This is a genomic window from Pseudomonas sp. MYb118, from assembly GCF_040947875.1.
Classification (GTDB): Bacteria; Pseudomonadota; Gammaproteobacteria; order Pseudomonadales; family Pseudomonadaceae; genus Aquipseudomonas.
The window spans coordinates 1,019,403-1,042,029 of sequence record NZ_JBFRXN010000003.1; the positions used below are offsets into that span (position 1 = coordinate 1,019,403).

Below are 22,627 nucleotides of genomic sequence, written 5' to 3' on the forward strand. Positions count from 1 at the left end.
ATTCGATTGCATGACAATCAAATTTGGCATGGGGTAGAGAATTCTGCACAAGAAGTATTCGCTAGGCGACAGCGGGCGCTGCAGCAATTGTTGGTGACCGATAGAGGCGAACGAAACCCGCCCCTTCTCTAGCCCAATCAGCACTAAATCGCCTCAAGCGACAGCAGCAGCTTTCTGATTTCAGAAAACTGGTCTGATCCCAAGATATCGTAGTCCCCAACACTGCTAAGTCGATAGACATCGCGGGCCTTTTTGATCCGATCAAGAAGCGGAAGAATCTGACTCGATGCCAGCTCCAAAAAATCGTTGATGTCAGCCCTCGACCGGGGAATTTTGTAGCCCTTAGGGGCGCTGGCGATGATCACTTCAGCATCACGTAATTTCGCGATGCCACTGGATCTGATCTTCTGCTCGGAGAGCCCTTGGAAGCCTCTGTCAGCAAGATGCTTGGCGATATCCCCAGTAGAGACGTATTCGTCGCCGACGAACTCGCTTCTGAATCGCAGGTAGTCCAGGATGCAGAGCTGAAGGCGCTCGTCCTCGTCGTGATGCTTGCCCACCTTGGTAAGGAATTTATCCGCCTGCTTTAGCGCCTGCTGATGAACACGATGATCTGCATACGCTGATTCATCCATGGGAGGAGGAATCAGCGACTGATAGCGCGGCGGCCATTCCAGGAGACCGATCGTGCGGTTACGCAAGATGTTCTTGTACACCTCAACGACCTCGCCGCTGGCCTTACCTTCGTAGATATGGGCGACTGTGCCGGCGAAGAAATCTGCAACCTGGATCAAAACATCGTCCTTACTGCTTGCAGTGGTGAATGCCGAGTCACGAAAAAGATCGCCCGAGTATCGCTCAACGACATACTTCCTCAGGCTGGCCTGGAACTCCGGGCCACCATGCTCATCGACAGTCAGATGAAGATCCGGGCAATGTTCGAACAGGCGCGAATACAAGAGATTATTCACGTGTTTGATGAAGGTTTTTTTGAATTGCAGGCCACCATCTTGATAGACCCGGCTTTTATCGACGACGGTGAAATATAGCTTGAGCGGCAGCTCGGCAAGATCCACCAAAATCCTTTTGCGGCGATCCGCGTCCTTAGATTTAAGCCTGCTGGACTTTATCTCCCCAGATTGGAAGTGCCTGGCTCTCACACCGCCAGCAAGCTCGTAAGCCCGAGGCAGATCCTTCTCGGCAATAATGATCGAGCACACCACAAAAAAACCTGAGCTTCCCGATTTGGAGGTATCCAAGTCGTGATTACCCGACTCATCGACAAATGCGAATGTCCTTCCCACGCAGTTACTCCGTCATCCCAAGCGCACAGCGCTGCCATGGCATGACCCTGGCCTCAAACTGGTGCCTGGAGAGATACCCCATCAAGCCCAACACCTACCACGCTGATAGCTTTATGCCACAATACTAGCAGCTGCGCGAGAGCCGGCACTGGGCATGACTATCCACGGTTTGATAGCGATGTCCTCTGTTTCAGCGCGATGCCAAAGAGCAGTCAAGACGTGATCGTCGAGGTTGAAGGATCAGGGAGTTGAAGGTTGTGATGACGCATAGAGTTTTGGATTGGCGCAACCGACGTTCATGGTTACAACACATCCGTTCATACGCAAAACCGCTGCTGACACCGAAACTAGTAGCGGTACTGGAGCGGCGCAGGCCCAACTGCTGGTCGGATGTCATGGACTGGCTTCCAGATCACCATGACGTGGTACCTGAATTCTGTGATCGGATGTCCTCGTACTACACACATTTCAAAGCCTTTCATGGCTGCCGCCCAGAATCGCTTTCGAGCTACTACGACCAGGGGCTTCGGGGACAAAACGCCGACTCGATCATCAAGAAATTTCGACAGCTTTTTGCAGATCTCCCGCCGGCCAGCCTCGACCAGGCCATTGAGGAGATGCAGCACCGTGAATCAAGTGAACGGGGCAAGACGTGGCTGTCCGGGGATGACCGCCAGATGGTAAAGGACTTCGGTCACTACATCATCAACGGCAGCGAATACCTCTTGGCACTGGCAGCGAAGCTGAGCAGAGGACATTATGAGGAAGACTACAGGCTCCGGTTGCGGACAATTGGCATTCCGACTGTACTGGAGGTCGACATTCCCATCGAGCTCATTCCACCAGCGCAGAAGTTGGAAGTAGCGAAAATGATATTGTCGGAATGGGGGCAGCTTCGGACAAAAAGCCCTTTGGGGATGTCGTCCTCACCGTGCTACGTAGTGCGCTCAGACATTCCAGCAGAGTGCATCAAAGCGCATTACCATCCGACAAGGATTCGGGACCTCCATCACGACATTCCTACCTACATCAACAAGGCAGTGCGATGTGATCACTGCCCACCAGCCCCTGAGTCTGACTAGACCGGGGCCTCAATCCGCGCACAGGTGCTGGCCCCTGCACCCTTGCAGGTAATCCAGAGCCTACTTGCCTGAGTAGGCCTGATCGTGAAGGAACACGATAGCCGAGGCCGTCAGATTCATCGCATACTTAGCGATATGCTCAGGCACTACCTTCGCGTTTTCTCCTGCGCCATGGGCTGAGCTCAGCTTATTGCGAAGCGTGCTCACAACCATCAACGGAGTCTCCCAAAAGCCTTCCATCTGCGTCTGGGCCATGATGGTTCTCAAAAGCTTTGCAGTGCTATCGCCCTCGCTGTAGCCGAAACGCTTCTGGCCGCAAATCACCTTCATGACGCTCTCATAACTGGCATTGCACTTGGTGACACAGTCACCGAATTTCCGATGCCTGTAGTCTTCAAGCGCGGCCATAAACTCGGTGTTGGCATAGCGAAATGCCGGTTGCTGGAGCAACTGAAGTGCCGGCTCAATTGCCGTTTCATGGATCACCTGACTGTCCTTGGGGATCACCTTCGATTCTTCAAGAAGCCTTATTCTCTGGCTACTGCGAAAATCGTCGCTGTGCCAAGGCTCCCAGACCTGTTTGGTGACAAAGTAAGGCAGGTCATCAATGCTCAAGAACTCGTTCAATCGAGTCACGACGTCCTCTTGCCGTCCACCTAGGCACATATGTGCGTCTGTCTGCAGGATGTACTCAACTGCGTCCAGAAAGTGGGCATCACTACACGTGGTTAGGAACTGCAGGGTATCGTCCTGAGGAGACATGCCCTGACGCTGACTCAAAGAGACACGCCCCACCAAGTAGGTCAGCTTTCCATGAAGATGTTCAAGAGCCGGAAGTAGGCTCCCGTCGCCAGCGTCGCGCAGCAGCATAAGCGTCCGTTGCCTGAATCCTGGGGTCAGCGGTTTTCTGACTGCTGCCTGGTTTACCTTCCTGCGGGAAAAAACGTTGAAAATATTCCCTATCACATCATCTTCCTGCTGCAAGTTAACTGAGGATCGTATTTCTCGCCCGGCAGCCGAACCTCCCAGGCAATTAAGTCAGTCAGCGATCGGTCAACGGGTGCAGTACCATCTACCGACCGCCTGTACGCGATCGACTGAATTCCCCGTCCACCTGGCACCTATCTAAGGCGGTCATTTCACGATCAGCGCCTCTTTCCCTGTCTCAGGATCACGAGACCACCTAGTGTCGCAAGGGTCATCATTCCCGACCTGGAGAAATACCGAAATCACCTCATCGATGCTGATGAAGTACAGGCATTTATCCTTGTCGAGATCTGAGCTGAAGAATGCACCGTCCAGTCCGCCACCCTCGGATATACAGGGCGCGAAGACGAAGCTATGAATGATCCGCCCGCATATAAACATAACGTCCCGCCCCTCTTGGCCTGCCTTGGAGAGGTCGTAGAGCTCATCTAGCCGGTGGTTGTTACGCCATGTCACGCGCTTCAGGTTTGGGTGCTTATGAAGGGGGATAGAAAGGTGGCGGATCTTGTCGGTGATCTTGGCAGGAGCCTCTAGTAGCTTCCTGACGGAGTAGAAGCCGATGAAGATGTCGCGCTCTACCTCTGCAAGTTCTTCATCAGACAGAGCACTGACCGTTTTGAGGTGCTCAAGACGATCTGCCATCTCTAACAGTGGCTGTTTCCAGTACCAGCTCTCCCAGATCATCTTGTGAGTCCTTTTAAGTCACTTCGATTTCTTGATCAAATAGCTGCTGACCGAGGCGCACAGGCCAACTACGAGCTCTGCGTCTTCGAAAGACGGCTCACGCCCTTCCTGGATGTGCCGTCCGAACTCCGAGGCGTACGCCCAGGTTTTGATGACAGCCTGATCCAATGGAGCTGGAATCAGCGTTCGGGAATCATTCATGATCTTCCCGAGGGTCGCTTGTTGGTCACCAGTGACCTGCCGAGCGACACACTCCAGCGAAGCCATGGCATGCTGTATCGCCCCCGTCGGGTCTGGAGACGGTCGGCGTGAGAGATCGGCAATCGCCTGGTGCAATTCCTTGCTGGCCGTGACGTGCCCATTTTGATGCTCAGTTTCTTTCGCCGAGGTCAAAACCTGCTCAAAGGATTCAGAACCACGGATTTCGATGCGACCTTCCAGCAGCTTCCACCCTATGCCGTGCTCAATGAAGAACTCGTTCAGCTCAGTAGTGAAGTGCTCGTACACGCCAGAGTCATAGTTACGGTTGCCGAGGTAATCATCGAGCCGCTCAATGACGTCATACACCTTGAACCACTTGCACTGCTCAAGCCGCCGAACGTTTTCCTCGTGGATATTGGGCCTCTCACTCCAGTTCTGCTTGTCGGGCAAGACCTTCAATGCCTGGCAGATTATTTGGCGCAGGTTTGATGGCTTGAGACCACATTCGTAGCTCAATTGAATCAGATACTCCTGCAGCGCTTGCGGTGCGTCTTCCCGGACAGTGATTTCGGCTTCATCGACCTGCGAGAAACCGTGACGCCTTGAAAATGAGTCCTTCATCCTTACCCTCCGCCTCACCTAGTCCACCGGCAAATCGCCAGAGCGATCTGGCTCGATAATGCCTGACATTCCGGGCTTGGGATAGGTAACGGGAATCGACGCTTGACTTGGCCTGAAGACTGCGCGTTCACCCGCCGCGGTCGATTCAAGCCACGACCTTTGAGGAGCGGCCTCAGGTCTTGCCCGAGCTACAGTGAAGGGTTTCGTCACTTTCGCCACCGTATGATTAGACACCTTAACACTCAGCCTAAGGCCATAAAACTTCGTACCATCCGCCGCTGATCACACTCACTTGCTAGGAAGACCAGTGGCAACCTGCCCTAAGTACTCACGTTTTTTGAAAAAAAACCTCAAACCGCGACTCTACGCCGGCGCCTCAGTCATCCCCTAAAGCCACATGGTTAGCAAAAGCCATCACTTATTCAGGGCTGATGGCCAACGCCTCTCAGGTCTTGATGCTAGCTGTAGCCGTAGTTGGCTATTTCTACACAGTGCGGCCAGTCTTCCAGAAAGAGGTGGTCTCCGAGGATCTCGCTCGCCTGCAGCTTGAACAACAAAAGCTTCAGCATCAAATGGAGGGGCAAGCGGAATCCCTGCAAGCTGGGGAAGCGAAAAATAAGGATCTGGCTGATCAGCGAGCTTCAATCGAGAAGCAAATTGTGACCCTCACCAGAAAGTAGGGGAAGCTGAGAGAGAAATCTGCCCGCGATGCAATGCTTCGGGCACAACGGGCAACAGCTGAAGCCAAAACGGCTGAATCGACCCTTGCCGGCCTTCAAGCGCAACACTACGGGCTGAAAGTGCAAAGCTTCTTAGGCCAGACAGCGCTGCCAAGCAGCATGATTCATGTCCTGAACAGAACAGCAAGCACACTACCTTTTGTGGTCTTCAAGGATGTGAAAACAGGCTCCATCGCAAAAAAATTACAATCGTTGGAGCTTCAGCCCCCTCGATCTAGCGAAGTCGACACTCTCTCAACTGCAAGAGCAAGCCAGCAAGCAATCCCGAGCGCCCAGTGCGGCCATCGATGCATTGTTGGTGCGCAATTATGAAAAGGGCATGATTGAGCATACTCAAGACCTGACATGCCCCACGCCTGCATATGCGGACTGGCAGTCTGCATTTCAGTCGGCAGTGCAGGCAAGCGAAGGGAACATTCGGGACTGCGTGCGCGGATCTTGGGCCGATCAAGTAGCACGGGAAGGCTGGTCACCTTCCGATATTCGCAACCACCAAAAAACTGACTCTTGGAAACAGCTCGAAAGCAGCTTCAACGCCTCATGCAAATTGTCCTACAGCTATCTGATGCGCACAGCGTTCGAAGACGCCTGGAAGAAGGCTGATGAGGCCTGCGACGAGCGTCGGATGTACGTTAATCAGCTCGTGATGGGCACGCCCTTCAAGTGACGCCTGACAGAGTTTACGGTGGTCACATCGCCCTCAACCGAAGAAATCGCCAAGCTGTTCCGAAATCGCAATGCCAAGGATTAATGACTGGTTTGTATCGCTCGTATGCCAACGCATGAGCTTTCTGAACTGGACGATGCTGGATCAGTCGCGTACTGGGCGCTCAGCCAGCGGTATGGGAGCCGGCAAGATTGATGGTTGGGTAATGGATAGCAGGGGCAAACCGAATTTCCTATTCGAAAGCTTTAGACTTGGGAGTTCCATTGACACAAAAAAGTTGATGAACATCTAAACAAGATAGGCAGATATAACTCAATGGGCATGAGCCCGACATTCGTAGTAGTCTATGCTGCCACGCACAACCTCCCACAACTATGCGACTCCTACTTCAAGCACATCGAATAAATTGAATACACAGACTTTGACGACGACTACAAAAGCGTTTTAGAGCTGATAACAAGCCAGGGAAATAGCTTTAAAGCCAAGCATTACGAGGGAACACGTAGAACAAATAGACCCGACGCAACCATTTACCACCATTTATTAAACCTTAAGCATCCTACTGATAATACCGGGACATGATTTGAAAACCCCAGAAGCAAACTCGCATCACAACATAATTATTCGAGAAATTTTGGCTCTGTGCCCATATCATGGCGCAATAGTCGGAGAAAAATTTTGCCTAACTGAGCGCCAAACAACTTTGGAGCGATACCTATCCTTCTGCTCGCTCCCAGCGTCTCATGACAGTAAGCAGTGTGGCGACTGCTAGATCATTGCAACGGGCTTTGACTAACCCGGTGCATCATACCGCAAGATAAAACCCGCTTCAGAAATGGTCATAGTGACCGACAAATTGCTAGCCTTGCTAGCCACTGTGACTCACCGTAAAATCGGGAGGCCAGGGATTTGATATGTTGACCGGAGAGAAAACATGGACTTTGTTGAAAGCCCAGATCACTACACAAAAGATTTTCTAGCTCACCAACGGCATCTCCTAGAACTTGGAGAGCTCCAGCAGAAAATCTCTGAGACGCTTTATGAAGTCAGTCTCGATGACAAAGGCGATTTCAAGCTAAGCACAAAAGTCTGCTGCTACAAGGTGGCAAATGTAGTGACAGACTTAAATAACGGAATTCTACAGAGCTTGAAAATAAAAAGTTATAGCGCTGCCGAAGCGCTATCAAGGACATCCTTAGAAAACTCAATCAACTTAATGCTATTTAGTGATGACAAGTCATCGGCGCGACCTAAGAGCTTTTTGCTGGGATACCTCAACAAGACATTAGATAACGCACGAAAATGGCATAAATACGGAGTTAAAAACGATCACCCAGAGTCAGCTAAACGAGGATTAGAGCTGGAGAAATCATTCTTAGATTTAAAATCCATGTTCGGCGACCTAGAACAAGGCACCAAGGGCTGGCCCGACGCTTACAGCCGTTTCGAACAAGCCGGCCACGCCCTCTTTTATCATGTCTTATTCTCAAGTGCCTCCGACTCTACTCACGGCTTTGGCAGCGATGTATTCAATCAACTTCTAGGCGAACTCATACCTTACCAAGATAACGAAAAGCTAGCCTACTTCAAAAGAACAGAAGCTGAAAAAATCTCTTTCGCTTATTACTTGGCCACTAACGCGGTACTTTTTTATTGCGCAGCTGCATCGCGTATAGCTGCACGCGCAGAGGATCTCGCTGCCGTTGATAAATTTGTGATTATAGCAAGTGCATTGGAAAGCATGCTTTCAGAGCATGAGCATCTTGCTATCACTTGCTTGGACAGCCTTGCGCAAGCTAGGAAGCGGCTAGAAGAGATCAAGAGCAGCGAAGATGCATAAGCAATTTGGGGCCGGGCCAAGTAAGCCCTTCGAATGCAAACGAAGGACTCCCTCGGGGCATTTTATATAATTGAGACTGCGGGGAGTTGGAAGGCTGAAAATGACATAGAGAACGCATCAGATTCAGTAAGGCCGAGGAGCAACTGGCACAGTCGATCACCTACAACACAATCAATATCGAGAGGATGGAGAATTCTCAGCTTCAGCAGTTGACCCAAAAGTCAGGGCAGTATAAAAATAAAGGTTAGTCGCGCAAGGCACACTAATTACGCTATTGAGCTACAAGCAAATTAATAACCATGTATTTCTGGACTACTTCGTGCAGCCCTCTATTGCGACAAAAGCAGCAAGATACTGAAGCCTAACTTCACGAAGATATTTTCACACCATCGATTTCTGCAGACGCTGAAAAAACTTGACGAGCTGCAGCCTTAACACAAATCTTATTATACCCAGCAAGTATGTCAATATCATTAACGTGAAGTACACCATGAATTTTTCCACCGAGAGCAGCCATGCACTCACCTCTAGCAGACTCAGGAATATTGAGCTGCTTCATTGTCAAGTCCAAAAAACGCCCCCCAACAAAAGTATGCTGAATAGAAAGAACACAATTACTAGAAACATTCATGTAAGCAACCAGACCATCAGAACTCGAATCCTTGACCACACCCGTATCCGTAAGCAGCGCGCAGCGAACATCAAAAACATGTATGTGAACCATATTGACGAACTCTTTCGCGAAAAAGAATTCTTCAACATACCCCTCCAAACTTGATTTAATCTTGTCGTCCGAATAAAGAAACAACAATAACAACCTAATCCACTGCCTATACTCGCCCGGCAAAACACCATACACCTTGCATATATATTTTTCCTCCTCGCAACTCTTGCTCGCCAGCGCCAAATAAAGCTGAAGAGCCTCAGGACTATCAATACAATGATCAACATATGGAGCGAAGTTTCTAATGACCTCCCTGATTTTATATGGATTCCTTAACCAATTCATCACCTTATAAGTATAGATATATTTAACATACCCCAAGAGATCAAAAAACTGTAGCCCTTTAACCTCTTCCAGATTGATGCCGCCACTCGCTGCCTTCTCCGAGCCCCTTGCTAAAGCAACCCAATCAAGCAAGGACGAAACCTGAGCGGGATAGCCATCTTCGTACCTTTTGAACATAGCTTCAAAGTTAACTCTCTCTTTATCCCCAACGCGAGCAATGGTAAAAAGATCCTGAAATGAAAGATTTTTTTCGATAGATTTTTTCTTTCCTGGGCGAACTGCCGGCTCTTTCTTGTCAAGAATATCAAAACAGTATATCCCTGCACCCTTCGATGGGGCGGACGAATAAGAATTGACTCGCTGTTCCGCCTGAGAGACAAAATGTTGATTATGCGTAGTATTTGTATATTTTTCAAAACTCATAAAACCATCCATTGAATTATCAATATTAAAATATGACACCAGCAGAATAACTAATCAACCAAAACCAACATTCTGACCAACTTCAGGCACCCCAAAAACCAACCCAACACAAAATTTAAGAATACCAATTCTAGATACTTTCGTTTTTAGTTTGATGATTTCAGCCTTAGCGGCGCTGTAGGTAGCGATGCTGGCCTAGGCGAATCGACTCGAACATGACAGGGCGACCCAGCACGCCGACGCATTTCGGAGCACCTGCTCAGTGAAGATCTGGAGTGTTTAGGCGATGGAAAGCCTGCCAAACTATTGTTCGGTCGAGCGATGACTATTAGCCGCCCAAGCGTAGACGGCGTTGCAATTTGTGCAAAAGCAGGCAGCGCAAAATATCTACTAGGGGCGGCGCTTGAGGCTTCGAGGCTTCGGAGCCTTATCTGTTTAAGGGCTTTGGGGCGCAGGTGTAGGCAAGGGCAAGTGTAAACCATGACCCTTGCATTCAGGCCACGGCTTACAAATTCCCTCGTAGAGCGGTGCCCTAGCCAAAGACAATGGCCTTCAGCTCAGTATACGCGGGGCCGGACGGCAAAATGGCTTACGTTTACACACCTCCACCAAAAGTGGTGCCACACAACGGATCTGGTGGCCATCAGTGTTCAGCTCTCAATCGGTGATTCTTGTGAAAGGCGGGGATCTTAGCATGGCCGTTGACCGGGTTGCGCCTATCGCGAGCAGGCTCGCTCCCACAGAGGATCTGTGGCGTTCACAAAACCCAGTGTGGGAGCGAGCCTGCTCGCGATGGCCCCACCTCGGCCTCAGGACTCAACCCTGCTTGAACCCCCGAACCTCATCCACCCCGCGGTTGGCCAACTGGTCCGCCCGCTCGTTGCCATGATGGCCGATGTGCCCACGCACCCACTTCCAGGTCACGTTGTGGCGGTTGACCTGTTCGTCCAGCTGCTTCCACAGGTCGGCATTCTTCACCGGTTCCTTGGCCGCGGTTTTCCAGCCGCGCTTCTTCCAGTTGGCCATCCATTCATTGATGCCCTTCATCACATACTGCGAGTCGGTCACCAGCAGCACGTCGCAGGAGCGCTTGAGCTCTTCCAGGCCACGGATCGCGCCCATCAGCTCCATGCGGTTGTTGGTGGTATTGGCTTCGCCGCCCCACAGTTCCTTTTCAACGCCCTTGTACACCAGCAATGCGCCCCAGCCGCCGGGGCCGGGGTTGCCTTTGCAGGCGCCGTCGGTGAACAGTTCTACGCTATCGCTCATGCCAATCTATCCAAAAAATGCAGTGGCCCGCCGAGCCGCGCTCGACGACGCCCAGGGCCGGGGTACGCCCGGCCGGGAATGAAAAAGGGTTCAAGGTTCGATGTTGCGCCGGTTGACCTTGGCCATCGGCAACGGAATCAGCTTGCCCATCGGCTCGCGACGCTCCTGACGCAGCGGGCGCAGGCCGACCACGATCTTGCGCGCCACCAATAAATAGAAGCCGCCACCCGACAGTTGCCAGTTACCGGCCCTGCGTTCCCAACCGGCCAGCCGGGCTTGCCAGGCGGGCGACGCAAGCGGCGGACGATAGCACCCGAAGCGACGTTTCTCCAGCGCGAAGCCCAGCAGGTTCAGCCAGTCACCGACCCGTGACGGCGAAATGCAGCGAGCCTGGCGCAAGGCATCGTGGGCGAACGCATGGCGCAGCCCCCAGGAACTCCACGGATTGATGCCGATGATCAGCAAGTGCCCGCCCGGTCGCACCGCGCTTGCCGCCTCGCGCAACAGGCCATGGGGCGACAGACAGAAATCCAGGCCGTGCTGCAGCACCACCACATCGGCGGCGTGCTCGCTCAATGGCCAGGCCTGTTCCTCACAGACGATCTCGACACCCGGCAACGGCGCGCCGAGCCGCACATTGCGCTGCACCTGGGGTGCCGACGGCGGGGTTTCAGCCGACGGGCCGTAATGCACCAGGTAACCGCCGAAGAAGCGGCCCAACTCGTCTTCGAGCATGCGCCGCTCTTCGTCCAGCAGAAATTGCCCAAGCGGGCCGGACAGCCATTCACGGGCCGCACTGATCAATGCGAGCCAGTCAGGATCGGCCTGAGCGAACGCTTTATCGGTCATTGCATTCTCCAACGCGCCAGGAAGTTCTAAGATGCGCCATTGTTTACCGCTTGGCGAATCCATTGATGATACAGATCACAGCCCTGCCCGCCTTCACAGACAACTACATCTGGTTGTTACAAGATCCCGACACCCGTCACTGCGCCGTGGTCGATCCGGGCGACGCCGCGCCGGTGCAAGCCTGGCTGGCCGCGAATCCGGGCTGGGTGCTCACGGACATTCTGATCACTCATCATCATCACGACCACGTCGGCGGCGTGGAGCAACTGAAAAAAGCGACGGACGCGAAGGTCTACGGACCGGCCAGCGAAAAGATCCCGGCACGGGACGTCGGCCTCAAGGATAACGACCGCATCAACGTGCTGGGTTGGGACTTCGACGTCTACGCGGTTCCCGGCCACACCCTGGGCCATATCGCCTTCTATCATGAGGGCGTGCTGTTCTGTGGCGACACCCTGTTCGCCGCCGGCTGCGGACGCCTGTTCGAAGGCACGCCCGAGCAGATGCACACTTCCTTGAGTCGCCTCGCGGCGCTGCCGGAGCAGACGCGGGTGTATTGCACCCACGAATACACCCTGAGCAACCTGCGCTTTGCCGTTGCCGTGGAACCTGGCAACCGGCACACCGCCGAGCGCCTGGCCGAGGTCATGGAGAAACGCCAGGCCGGGGTCATCACCCTGCCCTCGACACTGGCCCTGGAAAAGCAGACCAACCCCTTCCTGAGGGTCGGTGAAACATCCGTTAAAGATAAAGTGGACGAACGGAACGGCCCTCAAGACCGGGCTCCCAGCGCGGTTTTTGCCGCTTTGAGGGCGTGGAAAGACACCTTCTGAGGGGGCCCTGCGGCAACGCGGCAGATCGTTTTGGTTGACCGAACAGGGTGCGCTTTCTAGAATCGCCCGACATTTTTGCCCGGAACTTACTTCCAGCCAATGTCGTCATCTATTCGTAAGTCCATCAATTCGAACGCACTGACCCGCCTGGCACAAGCCATCGCGGTGGCTGTGTCCGCCACCCTGGCGGGCTGTTCCAGCCATGTGCCACAGACTGAAGCGACTCACACGCCGAACATTGCCGCGCGGGCCAAACAGAAGCCTATCTGGCTCAGCGAAAAGCCGAGCCCGCAGATTCCCCAGGACGTCTGGGAGCGCATGCGCCAGGGTTTCCAGTTGCAGGAAGGCATTGGCGTCAACCCGCGTATCGAGCAACAGCGCCTGTGGTTCGCCAGTAACCCGTCCTTCCTGGAAAACGCCGGCGAACGCGGCAGCCTCTACATTCATTACATCGTCGAGCGCCTCGAAGAACGCAACATGCCGCTGGAACTGGCTCTGCTGCCAGTGATTGAAAGTGCCTACAACCCGATGGCCTATTCCCGGGCCGATGCGGTTGGCCTGTGGCAGTTCATCCCGTCCACCGGGCGTTACTTCAACCTGCGCCAGACCCGTTTCTATGATGGCCGTCGCGATATCACCGCCTCGACCACCGCGGCCATGGATTACCTGACCCGCCTGCACGACATGTTCAACGGCGACTGGCTGCTGGCCCTGGCGGCCTACAACGCCGGCGAAGGCACGGTCAGCCGCGCCATCGAGCGCAATGAAAAGCTCGGCCTGCCGACCGATTACTGGAACCTGCCGCTGCCCGCCGAAACCCAGGCCTATGTGCCCAAGCTGCTGGCACTGTCGCAGGTAGTACTGGCCCCCGAGGCCTACGGCGTGAACCTCAACCCGATCGCCAACGAACCGTACTTCCAGGTCGTCGAAATCAACCAGCGCATGGACCTGTCCAAGGTCGCCGCGGTGGCCAACATCGACGAAGACGAACTGTTCCAGCTCAACCCGGCCTTCAAGCAGCGCACCACCATCGACGGTCCCCAGCACCTGCTGGTGCCGACGTCCAAGGCGCAACTGCTGACCACCAGCCTGTCGACCATGCGCCCTGACGAGTTGATCAGCAAGCGTCCGCTCAAGCCAGTGTTCGAAGGGGCCAACAGCCCGGCAGTGGCCAGCGCCAAGCGCAGCTACAAGGTCAAGCGCGGCGACAACCTGGGCACCATCGCCAAGGCGAACAAGGTTGACGTCAAGGACCTGCAACGCTGGAACAAGCTGACCGGCCAGAACCTCAAGGTGGGCCAGACCCTGGTGATGCAGGACAACAGCAAGCGCAGCAGCGGACGCGTCGACACCGTGGTCGCGGCCAATGCCAAGACCAGCGCCAAGACCAAGGGCAAGAAGGAACAGACCCAGTACAAGGTCCAGCAAGGCGATTCGCTGTACATTGTCGCCAAGCGCTTCAACGTCGAGATGCAACACCTCAAGCGCTGGAATCCACGCGTGGGCAAGGCCCTCAAGCCTGGGCAGATGCTCACGGTCGCCTCGCCGCATTGACAAGAAGCCCCTGGAAACAGGGGCTTTTTTGTTTCTGGGGTTGCTCACCTGGCCCCTGTAGGAGCGAGCTTGCTCGCGATGGCGATGTGTCAGTCGCCTCATCTTTAGCTGATACACCGCGATCGCGAGCAAGCTCGCTCCTACAGGGGGGCGCGTACGCCAGTAACCAACAATTAACCCCGCATTAAAGCCCCGTCTTTTTCCTGTCCATACAAGCTGTTACTGTACGGGCCATAAAAGCCCAAGCCGCCTGGATCGGATCCCTTGACGCGTCCCCTCCTCCTGTTCCTGATCAGCCTGGCCTTGAGCTCCTCCGCAAGCGCGACGATCAGCGAAAGCCATGGTTATGCGCAGTTCGGCACGCTCAAGTACCCGGCCAGATTTACCCACTTCGACTGGGTCAACCCGCAAGCGCCCAAGGGCGGTACGTTGCGGGTGATGGCGTTTGGCACTTTCGACACGCTCAATCCCTACACCTTCAAGGGCACCAGCCCGGTCGCCACGCCGAATTTCCTGCAATACGGGATCAACGAGCTGAACGAACCGCTGATGGTCGGCACCGGCCAGTACGCACCGTCCGGTGACGAGCCCACCTCCAGCTACGGTCTGATCGCCCAGTCGGTGGAATACAGCGAAGATCGCAGCTGGGTGGTGTTCAACCTGCGGCCGGAGGCTCGCTTTCACGACGGCGTGCCGATTACCGCCTACGACGTGGCCTTTTCCTACCGCCTGCTGCTCAAGGAAGGCCACCCGCAATACCGTACCAATTTGCAGGAAGTGCTGCGCGTCGACGTGCTCAACCCGCATCGCATCCGTTTTGTGTTCAAGCGCGCCGGCAATCCGCTGTTGATCCTGCGCCTGGGTGAACTGCCGGTGCTGCCGCAACATTACTGGAAAGGTCGCGACTTCAAGGCCACCACCTTCGAGCCGCCGCTGGGCAGCGGGCCTTATCGCATCAGCTCGGTCACCCCCGGTCGGCAGATTGTCTTCGAACGGGTCAAGGATTACTGGGGCAAGGACCTGCCGGTCAACCGCGGCAAGTACAACGTCGACCGCATGGAAGTGGAGTTCTACCGCGACAGCGACGTGGCGTTCGAAGCCTTCAAGGCCGGCGAGTTCGACATCTATATCGAGCACCAGGCCAAGAACTGGGACACCGGCTACCGCTTCCCGGCGGTCAATCGCGGCGACGTGATCAAGGCGCAGATCGCCCACCAGATACCGACCCAGACCCAGGGCCTGTTCATGAACACCCGTCGCGCCACCTTCTCGGACGCCAGGGTCAGGGAAGCGCTGGGGCTGATGTTCGACTTCGAATGGACTAACCGCACGCTGTTCAGCGGCGCCTACAAGCGCGCCATGAGCTACTACCCCAACAGCGAGTTCACCGCCAGCGGCCTGCCGGTCGGCCATGAATGGCTGATGCTCAAGCCGTATCGCGAGCAATTGCCCGCGCGGATGTTCACCGAACCCTTCACCCTGGCGCAGACCCAGGGCCGCGGCATCCCCCGGGAAACCATGCGCAAGGCCCTGGGCCTGCTCGGCGAAGCAGGCTGGAAGCTCAACGGCCAGCGCCTGCAGAACGCCGCCGGGCAACCGCTGCGCCTGGAAATCCTGCTGGTCAACCCGAACCTGGAACGCATTCTCCAGCCCTATGTCGAGAACCTTGCCAGCATCGGCGTCGAAGCACGGCTGCGCACGGTGGACCGCGCGCAATACAAGCAGCGCCTGGACCAGTTCGATTTCGACATGATCCTCATGACCCTCAGCCAGACCCTGAGTCCGGGCCTGGAGCAATGGCAGTACTTCCATTCCAGCCAGGTCGGGGTCAAGGGCAGCAAGAACTACGCCGGCATCGCCAACCCGGTGGTCGACCATCTGCTCGAACAACTGCTCGCCGCCAAGACCCGTGACGAACAGGTGGCCGCCGGCAAGGCCCTGGACCGCGTGCTGCTGTGGCAGCACTACATGATTCCCAACTGGTATCTCAACTATCACCGCCTGGCGTACCGTAACCGGTTCGCCTTCGTCACCACGCCGCCCTACACCCTGGGCCTGAGCGCGTGGTGGTTGAAATCTTCGGAGAAAGATCAATGAAACCCGTACGTGCCCTGCTCCTGCAGGCTGGCGGCCTGTTGCTGTCCGGACTGGCCTGCGCCGCCCCGCAACACGCCGTAACGCTCTACAACGAACCGCCGAAATACCCGGCGGACTTCAAGCACTTCGATTACGTCAACCCGGACGCGCCCAAGGGCGGGATTTTCCGTCAGGCCGGGTTCGGTGGCTTCGACAGCCTCAACCCGTTCATCAGCAAAGGCGTGCCCGCCGATGACATCGGCCTGGTCTACGACACCCTGGCCAAGCAGGGCCTGGACGAGCCGTTCACCGAATACGGACTGATCGCCGGCAAGATCGAAAAAGCCCCGGACAACAGCTGGGTGCGCTTCTACCTGCGCCCCGAAGCACGTTTCCACGACGGTCATCCGGTGCGCGCCGAAGACGTGGTGTTCAGCTTCCAGACCCTGATCAAGGACGGCGCCCCGCTCTACCGCGGCTATTACAGCGACGTCGACGAAGCGGTCGCCGAAGACCCGCTGACCGTGCTGTTCAAATTCAAGCACACCAACAACCGCGAGTTGCCGTTGATCCTCGGCCAGTTGCCGGTGCTGCCCAAGCACTGGTGGGCGACCCGGGATTTCACCAAGGGCAACCTGGAAATGCCATTGGGCAGCGGGCCGTACAAGGTCAGCGAGGTCAAGGCCGGGCGTTCGGTGCGTTACGAGCGGGTCAAGGATTACTGGGGCAAGGACCTGCCGGTCAACCGGGGTTTCTACAACTTCGATGTGATGCTCACCGATTACTACCGCGACAACACCGTGGCGCTGGAAGCGCTCAAGGCCGGTCAGTTCGATTACTGGCTGGAGATGACCGCGAAAAACTGGGCCAATGGCTACAACGTCCCGGCGGTCACCGAAGGCCGGCTGATCAAGGAGCAGATCCCCAACGGCAACCCGACCGGCATGCAGGGTTTTGTCTTCAACATGCGCCGCCCGGTGTTCCAGGACGCACGCGTGCGCCAGGCGATGACGCTGTTGATGGACTTCGAGTGGACCAACAAGCAGTTGTTCAACAGCGCTTACGCGCGCACCCGCAGCTTCTTCGAAAACTCGGAAATGGCCGCCACCGGCCTGCCGGATGCCGACCAACTGGCGATCCTCGAACCGTTTCGCGGCAAGATTCCCGAACAGGTGTTCACCGAAGCGTTCGAGAACCCGATGACCGATGGCAGCGGCATGATCCGCAACCAGCAGCGCAAGGCCTACCAACTGTTGCAGGAAGCGGGCTGGCGCATCGTCGATGACAAGATGGTCGACGCCAGCGGCAAGCCGGTGACCATCGAGTTCCTGCTGGCCCAGACCGAATTCGAACGGGTGCTGCTGCCGTTCAAGCGCAACCTCGCCGACCTGGGTATCGACCTGGTGATCCGCCGTGTGGACGTCTCGCAATACGTCAACCGCGTGCGCTCCCGGGACTTCGACATGATCGTCGGCAGCTTCCCGCAATCCAACTCGCCGGGTAACGAGCAGCGCGAGTTCTGGAAGACCGAGGCCGCCGACCGGCCCGGCAGCCGTAATTCCATGGGCCTCAAGGATCCGGTGGTGGACCAGTTGGTGGAGCAGTTGATCAACGCCGATTCACGCAAAAGCCTGGTAGCCCATGCCCGCGCGCTGGACCGCGTGCTGCAATGGGGTTATTACGTGATCCCCAACTGGCACATCAAGACCTGGCGCGTAGCGTACTGGAACCACATCGGGCACCCGAAAACCTCGCCCAAGTACGACATCGGCATCGCCACCTGGTGGATCAAGCCGAACGTGGCGCCGGCCATAGAAGTCGAAACCAAACTGCAAGCCGACCCTGCGGGCACGGAGTAAGACATGCTGGCGTATATTTTCCGGCGACTTTTGCTGATCATTCCGACGTTGTTCGGCATCCTGCTGATCAACTTCGTGATCATCCAGGCCGCCCCCGGTGGGCCGGTGGAGCAGATGATCGCCAAGCTCGAAGGTTTCGAAGGCGCCACCAGCCGCATTGCCGGCGGTGGCGCCGAAGTGTCGGTGGCCGGCTCCTCCTATCGCGGCGCCCAGGGCCTGGACCCGGCGCTGGTCAAGGAAATCGAGCACATGTACGGCTTCGACAAGTCGGCGCCGGAACGTCTGTGGATCATGATCAAGAACTACGCGCGCCTGGACTTCGGCGACAGCTTCTTCCGCGACGCCAAGGTCATCGACCTGATCAAGGAAAAGATGCCGGTGTCCATTTCCCTCGGGCTGTGGAGCACCCTGATCATGTACCTGGTGTCGATCCCGCTGGGGATCGCCAAGGCGACGCGGCACGGCAGCCATTTCGACGTCTGGACCAGCTCGGCGATCATCGTTGGCTATGCCATTCCGTCCTTCCTGTTCGCCATCCTGCTGATCGTGGTGTTCGCCGGCGGCAGCTACCTGGACTGGTTCCCGTTGCGCGGCCTGACCTCGAACAACTTCGACGAGCTGAGCCTGGGCGGCAAGGTCCTCGACTACTTCTGGCACCTGGCGCTGCCGGTGACCGCACTGGTGATCGGCAACTTCGCGACCATGACCCTGCTGACCAAGAACAGCTTCCTCGACGAGATCAACAAACAGTACGTGATCACCGCCAAGGCCAAGGGCCTGACGAAGAACCGCGTGCTCTACGGCCACGTGTTCCGCAACGCCATGCTGCTGGTGATCGCCGGGTTCCCGTCGGCCTTCATCGGCATCTTCTTCACCGGCTCGTTGCTGGTGGAAGTGATTTTCTCCCTCGATGGCCTGGGCCTGATGAGTTTCGAGGCGGCGATCAACCGTGATTACCCGGTGGTGTTCGGTACGCTGTTCATCTTCACGTTGCTGGGGCTGCTGGTGAAGCTGATCGGCGACCTGACTTATTCCTTCGTTGATCCACGCATCGACTTCGAAAGCCGGGAGCATTGAGATGAACCTGTCCCCTCTCAATCGCCGACGTTTCGAACTGTTCAAGGCCAACAAGCGTGGCTGGTGGTCGCTGTGGCTGTTTCTGGTGCTGTTCGGCCTGAGCCTGGGTGCCGAGCTGATCGCCAACGACAAGCCGCTGGCGGTGCACTACGACAACAGCTGGTATTTCCCGGCGCTCAAGCGCTACCCGGAGACCACCTTCGGCGGTGAATTCCCGCTGGAGGCCAACTACAAGAGCCCGTACATCCGCGAACTGCTCAAGGCCAAGGACGCCTGGGTGTTGTGGGCACCGATTCCGTTCAGCTACCAGAGCATCAACTACGACCTGAAGGTGCCCGCCCCCGCGCCGCCTTCGGCGGACAACCTGCTGGGCACCGATGACCAGGGCCGCGATGTCCTGGCCCGGGTGATCTACGGCTTCCGCATCTCGGTGCTGTTCGCCCTGACCCTGACCGTGCTCAGTTCGATCATTGGCGTCATCGCCGGCGCCTTGCAGGGCTTCTATGGCGGCTGGGTGGATTTGGCCGGGCAGCGTTTCCTGGAGATCTGGTCCGGATTGCCGGTGCTGTACCTGCTGATCATCCTGGCCAGTTTCGTGCAGCCCAACTTCTGGTGGCTGCTGGGCATCATGCTGCTGTTTTCCTGGATGAGCCTGGTGGACGTGGTCCGCGCCGAGTTCCTGCGCGGGCGCAACCTGGAATACGTGCGTGCCGCCCGGGCGCTGGGCATGCAGAATGGCGCGATCATGTTCCGCCATATCCTGCCCAACGCCATGGTCTCGACCATGACCTTCATGCCGTTCATCCTCACCGGCGCCATCGGCACCCTGACCGCCCTGGACTTCCTCGGTTTTGGCCTGCCACCGGGCGCGCCGTCGTTGGGTGAGCTGGTGGCCCAGGGTAAATCCAACCTGCAGGCGCCGTGGCTGGGCATGAGTGCATTTGCCGTGCTGGCGCTGATGCTGAGCCTGCTGGTGTTCATCGGCGAGTCCGCTCGCGATGCCTTCGACCCGAGGAAGTGAAATGAATCAGGACAATCTGATCGAAGTACGCGACCTCGCCGTCGAATTTGTCGTGGGCGAGCACTCCCAGCGTGTGGTCGAAGGCGTCAGTTTCGATATCAAGCGCGGCGAAACCCTGGCCCTGGTCGGTGAAAGCGGCTCCGGCAAGTCGGTGACCGCCCACTCGATCCTGCGCCTTCTGCCCTACCCGCTGGCCCGGCACCCGTCCGGTACCATCGAATACGCCGGCCAGAACCTGCTGGACCTCAAGGAAAAGACCATCCGCCACATCCGTGGCAACCGCATCGCGATGATCTTCCAGGAGCCGATGACCTCGCTCAACCCGCTGCACTCGATCGAGAAGCAGATCAACGAGGTGCTGGGCATCCATAAAGGCCTGGTCGGCAAGGTCGCGACCAAGCGTACCCTCGAGTTGCTGGAGATGGTCGGCATTCCCGAGCCGGAAAAGCGCCTCAAGGCCCTGCCCCACGAGTTGTCCGGCGGCCAGCGTCAGCGGGTGATGATCGCCATGGCCCTGGCCAACGAGCCGGAGCTGTTGATCGCGGACGAACCGACCACCGCGCTGGACGTTACCGTACAGCTGAAAATCCTCGAATTGCTCAAGGAGTTGCAGGCTCGCCTGGGCATGGCGTTGTTACTGATCAGTCACGATTTGAACCTTGTGCGAAGAATTGCGCACCGCGTATGTGTCATGCAGCGCGGTTGCATCGTCGAACAGGCATCGTGCGAAGAGTTGTTCCGCGCGCCGCAGCATCCGTACACTCGGGAACTGCTGGCAGCGGAGCCCAGCGGCAAGCCTGCAAGCAACGTGATCGGGCCGCCGCTGTTGCAGGTCGAGGACCTGAAAGTCTGGTTCCCGATCAAAAAAGGCCTGCTGAAAAAGACCGTCGATCACATCAAGGCAGTGGACGGGATCAATTTCAGCTTGCCCCAGGGACAGACGCTGGGGATTGTCGGCGAGAGCGGTTCCGGCAAATCCACGCTGGGCCTGGCGATCCTTCGGCTGATTGGCAGCAAAGGGGCGATCCGTTTTGAAGGCAAGCAGCTAGACTGCCTGACGCAACAACAGGTTCGGCCGCTGCGTCGGGAGATGCAGGTGGTGTTCCAGGACCCGTTCGGCAGCCTGAGCCCGCGCATGTGCGTGAGCCAGATCGTCGGCGAAGGCCTGCGGATCCACAAGATCGGCACCGAAGCGGAACAGGAACAAGCGATAATCGCGGCATTGAAGGAGGTAGGCCTGGATCCGGACACCCGGCACCGCTACCCCCACGAATTTTCCGGAGGGCAACGGCAGCGTATCGCCATTGCCCGGGCACTGGTGTTGAAACCGGCGCTGATCCTGCTGGACGAGCCGACTTCGGCCCTCGACCGGACAGTGCAGCGCCAAGTGGTGGAGCTTTTGCGTTCACTGCAAAGCAAGTACAACCTGACGTATCTGTTCATCAGCCATGACCTGGCTGTCGTCAAGGCGCTGAGCCACCAGTTGATGGTGGTCAAGCATGGCCAAGTGGTCGAACAGGGAGACGCGCAAAGTATCTTTGCCGCCCCCCAACATCCGTATACACAGCAGTTGCTGGAAGCCGCTTTCCTGGCTCCAGCCACTGCGCAATAACCTGAAAGAGGAGCAACACATGGGTTTTCTCGCCGGTAAGCGCGTACTGATCGTCGGTGTCGCCAGCAAGCTGTCCATCGCATCCGGCATCGCCGCCGCCATGCATCGCGAGGGCGCTGAGCTTGCCTTCACTTATCAGAACGACAAACTCAAGGGTCGTGTCGAAGAATTCGCTCAAGGCTGGGGCTCGAGCCCTGAGCTGTGCTTCCCGTGCGACGTGGCCAGCGATGAAGAAATCGCCAGCGTCTTCGAAGCACTGAGCAAGAAGTGGGACGGCCTGGACTGCATCGTGCACTCCGTGGGCTTCGCCCCGGGCGACCAACTGGATGGCGACTTCACCGAAGCCACCACCCGTGAAGGTTTCCGCATCTCCCACGACATCAGCGCCTACAGCTTCGTCGCCCTGGCCAAGGCCGGTCGCGAAATGATGAAAGGCCGCAACGGCAGCCTGCTGACCCTGTCGTACCTGGGCGCCGAGCGCACCATGCCTAACTACAACGTCATGGGCATGGCCAAGGCTTCGCTGGAAGCTGGCGTACGTTACCTGGCCGGCTCCCTGGGCCCGGACGGCACCCGCGTCAACTGCGTATCGGCCGGCCCGATCCGCACCCTCGCCGCTTCCGGCATCAAGAACTTCCGCAAGATGCTGGCGGCCAACGAAGCGCAAACCCCGCTGCGTCGCAACGTCACCATCGAAGAAGTCGGCAACGCCGGCGCCTTCCTGTGCTCGGACCTGGCGTCCGGCATCAGCGGTGAAATCATGTACGTGGACGGTGGCTTCAACACCACGGCCATGGGCAGCATCGAAGAGTAATCTTCGGTTCGCCTGAGAAAAAACCCGCCTGATGGCGGGTTTTTTTGTGCCTCTACGCGCCCCGCCCCCCCTGTAGGAGCGAGCTTGCTCGCGATGGCGGTCTAT

The 22,627-nt window shown here is 56.7% G+C and carries 19 protein-coding genes; 12 read left to right on the forward strand and 7 right to left on the reverse strand.

Annotation, left to right across the window (positions count from 1 at the left end; genetic code table 11):
- Positions 1 to 143: 143 nt before the first annotated feature.
- Positions 144 to 1,304: a DUF3800 domain-containing protein gene (locus tag ABVN20_RS25810; RefSeq protein ID WP_368558604.1), complete on the reverse strand. Its 1,161-nt coding sequence runs from the start codon at positions 1,302 to 1,304 to the stop codon at positions 144 to 146.
- 248 nt (positions 1,305 to 1,552) lie between these two features.
- On the opposite strand from ABVN20_RS25810, the gene ABVN20_RS25815 reads away from it, so the two are divergent.
- Positions 1,553 to 2,386, forward strand: coding sequence for a hypothetical protein (locus ABVN20_RS25815; protein ID WP_368558605.1), 834 nt, complete (start codon positions 1,553 to 1,555; stop codon positions 2,384 to 2,386).
- A gap of 60 nt (positions 2,387 to 2,446) precedes the next feature.
- Here ABVN20_RS25815 and ABVN20_RS25820 read toward each other — a convergent pair whose 3' ends face one another.
- The 3 genes from ABVN20_RS25820 to ABVN20_RS25830 all read right to left on the reverse strand — a co-directional run bounded on the left by ABVN20_RS25820 (position 2,447) and on the right by ABVN20_RS25830 (position 4,879).
- Positions 2,447 to 3,370, reverse strand: coding sequence for an abortive infection family protein (locus ABVN20_RS25820; RefSeq protein WP_368558606.1), 924 nt, complete (start codon positions 3,368 to 3,370; stop codon positions 2,447 to 2,449).
- 150 nt (positions 3,371 to 3,520) lie between these two features.
- Positions 3,521 to 4,057 (reverse strand): hypothetical protein, encoded by a 537-nt coding sequence (locus ABVN20_RS25825; RefSeq protein ID WP_368558607.1) that lies wholly within the window; start codon positions 4,055 to 4,057, stop codon positions 3,521 to 3,523.
- Between the two features lie 18 nt (positions 4,058 to 4,075).
- Positions 4,076 to 4,879, reverse strand: a complete 804-nt coding sequence (locus ABVN20_RS25830) for an AbiJ-NTD4 domain-containing protein (protein ID WP_368558608.1) — start codon at positions 4,877 to 4,879, stop codon at positions 4,076 to 4,078.
- Between the two features lie 431 nt (positions 4,880 to 5,310).
- Between ABVN20_RS25830 and ABVN20_RS25835 the strand changes: the two genes are divergently transcribed.
- The 3 genes from ABVN20_RS25835 to ABVN20_RS25845 all read left to right on the forward strand — a co-directional run bounded on the left by ABVN20_RS25835 (position 5,311) and on the right by ABVN20_RS25845 (position 8,126).
- A complete protein-coding gene (locus ABVN20_RS25835; protein WP_368558609.1) occupies positions 5,311 to 5,559 on the forward strand; it encodes a hypothetical protein in 249 nt (82 codons plus the stop codon).
- A 358-nt stretch (positions 5,560 to 5,917) separates the two neighbouring features.
- Positions 5,918 to 6,286 carry a hypothetical protein gene (locus tag ABVN20_RS25840; protein WP_368558610.1) on the forward strand — a complete coding sequence of 123 codons (369 nt, stop codon included), beginning with the start codon at positions 5,918 to 5,920 and terminating at the stop codon, positions 6,284 to 6,286.
- Between the two features lie 934 nt (positions 6,287 to 7,220).
- A complete protein-coding gene (locus tag ABVN20_RS25845) occupies positions 7,221 to 8,126 on the forward strand; it encodes a DUF5677 domain-containing protein (protein WP_368558611.1) in 906 nt (301 codons plus the stop codon).
- Positions 8,127 to 8,493: 367 nt separating this feature from the next.
- On the opposite strand, the gene ABVN20_RS25850 is transcribed toward ABVN20_RS25845, so the two are convergent.
- From ABVN20_RS25850 to ABVN20_RS25860, 3 genes are all read right to left on the reverse strand, one after another.
- On the reverse strand, positions 8,494 to 9,558 hold the full coding sequence (locus ABVN20_RS25850; RefSeq protein ID WP_368558612.1) for a hypothetical protein: 1,065 nt from the start codon (positions 9,556 to 9,558) through the stop codon (positions 8,494 to 8,496).
- A gap of 816 nt (positions 9,559 to 10,374) precedes the next feature.
- Entirely contained in the window at positions 10,375 to 10,827 is a 453-nt protein-coding gene (rnhA, locus tag ABVN20_RS25855) for a ribonuclease HI (RefSeq protein ID WP_192302985.1), read from the reverse strand.
- Positions 10,828 to 10,917: 90 nt separating this feature from the next.
- Positions 10,918 to 11,676, reverse strand: coding sequence for a class I SAM-dependent methyltransferase (locus tag ABVN20_RS25860; RefSeq protein ID WP_368558613.1), 759 nt, complete (start codon positions 11,674 to 11,676; stop codon positions 10,918 to 10,920).
- A 65-nt stretch (positions 11,677 to 11,741) separates the two neighbouring features.
- On the opposite strand from ABVN20_RS25860, the gene gloB reads away from it, so the two are divergent.
- From gloB to fabI, 8 genes are all read left to right on the forward strand, one after another.
- Entirely contained in the window at positions 11,742 to 12,509 is a 768-nt protein-coding gene (gene gloB / locus ABVN20_RS25865; RefSeq protein ID WP_368558614.1) for a hydroxyacylglutathione hydrolase, read from the forward strand.
- A gap of 99 nt (positions 12,510 to 12,608) precedes the next feature.
- Positions 12,609 to 14,063 (forward strand): transglycosylase SLT domain-containing protein, encoded by a 1,455-nt coding sequence (locus ABVN20_RS25870; protein ID WP_368558615.1) that lies wholly within the window; start codon positions 12,609 to 12,611, stop codon positions 14,061 to 14,063.
- 264 nt (positions 14,064 to 14,327) lie between these two features.
- The gene (locus ABVN20_RS25875) at positions 14,328 to 16,160 is read left to right on the forward strand and encodes an extracellular solute-binding protein (RefSeq protein ID WP_368558616.1); all 1,833 of its coding nucleotides are present in this window, start codon (positions 14,328 to 14,330) and stop codon (positions 16,158 to 16,160) included.
- Positions 16,157 to 17,998, forward strand: coding sequence for an extracellular solute-binding protein (locus ABVN20_RS25880; RefSeq protein WP_368558617.1), 1,842 nt, complete (start codon positions 16,157 to 16,159; stop codon positions 17,996 to 17,998). Before ABVN20_RS25875 ends, ABVN20_RS25880 begins: the two co-directional genes overlap by 4 nt.
- Positions 17,999 to 18,001: 3 nt before the next feature.
- Positions 18,002 to 19,075 (forward strand): microcin C ABC transporter permease YejB, encoded by a 1,074-nt coding sequence (locus ABVN20_RS25885; RefSeq protein ID WP_368558618.1) that lies wholly within the window; start codon positions 18,002 to 18,004, stop codon positions 19,073 to 19,075.
- A gap of 1 nt (position 19,076) precedes the next feature.
- A complete protein-coding gene (locus ABVN20_RS25890; protein WP_368558619.1) occupies positions 19,077 to 20,096 on the forward strand; it encodes an ABC transporter permease in 1,020 nt (339 codons plus the stop codon).
- Between the two features lies 1 nt (position 20,097).
- Positions 20,098 to 21,708 carry an ABC transporter ATP-binding protein gene (locus ABVN20_RS25895; protein WP_368558620.1) on the forward strand — a complete coding sequence of 537 codons (1,611 nt, stop codon included), beginning with the start codon at positions 20,098 to 20,100 and terminating at the stop codon, positions 21,706 to 21,708.
- A gap of 19 nt (positions 21,709 to 21,727) precedes the next feature.
- Positions 21,728 to 22,522 carry an enoyl-ACP reductase FabI gene (gene fabI, locus ABVN20_RS25900; RefSeq protein WP_368558621.1) on the forward strand — a complete coding sequence of 265 codons (795 nt, stop codon included), beginning with the start codon at positions 21,728 to 21,730 and terminating at the stop codon, positions 22,520 to 22,522.
- The last annotated feature ends 105 nt before the right edge of the window (positions 22,523 to 22,627 follow it).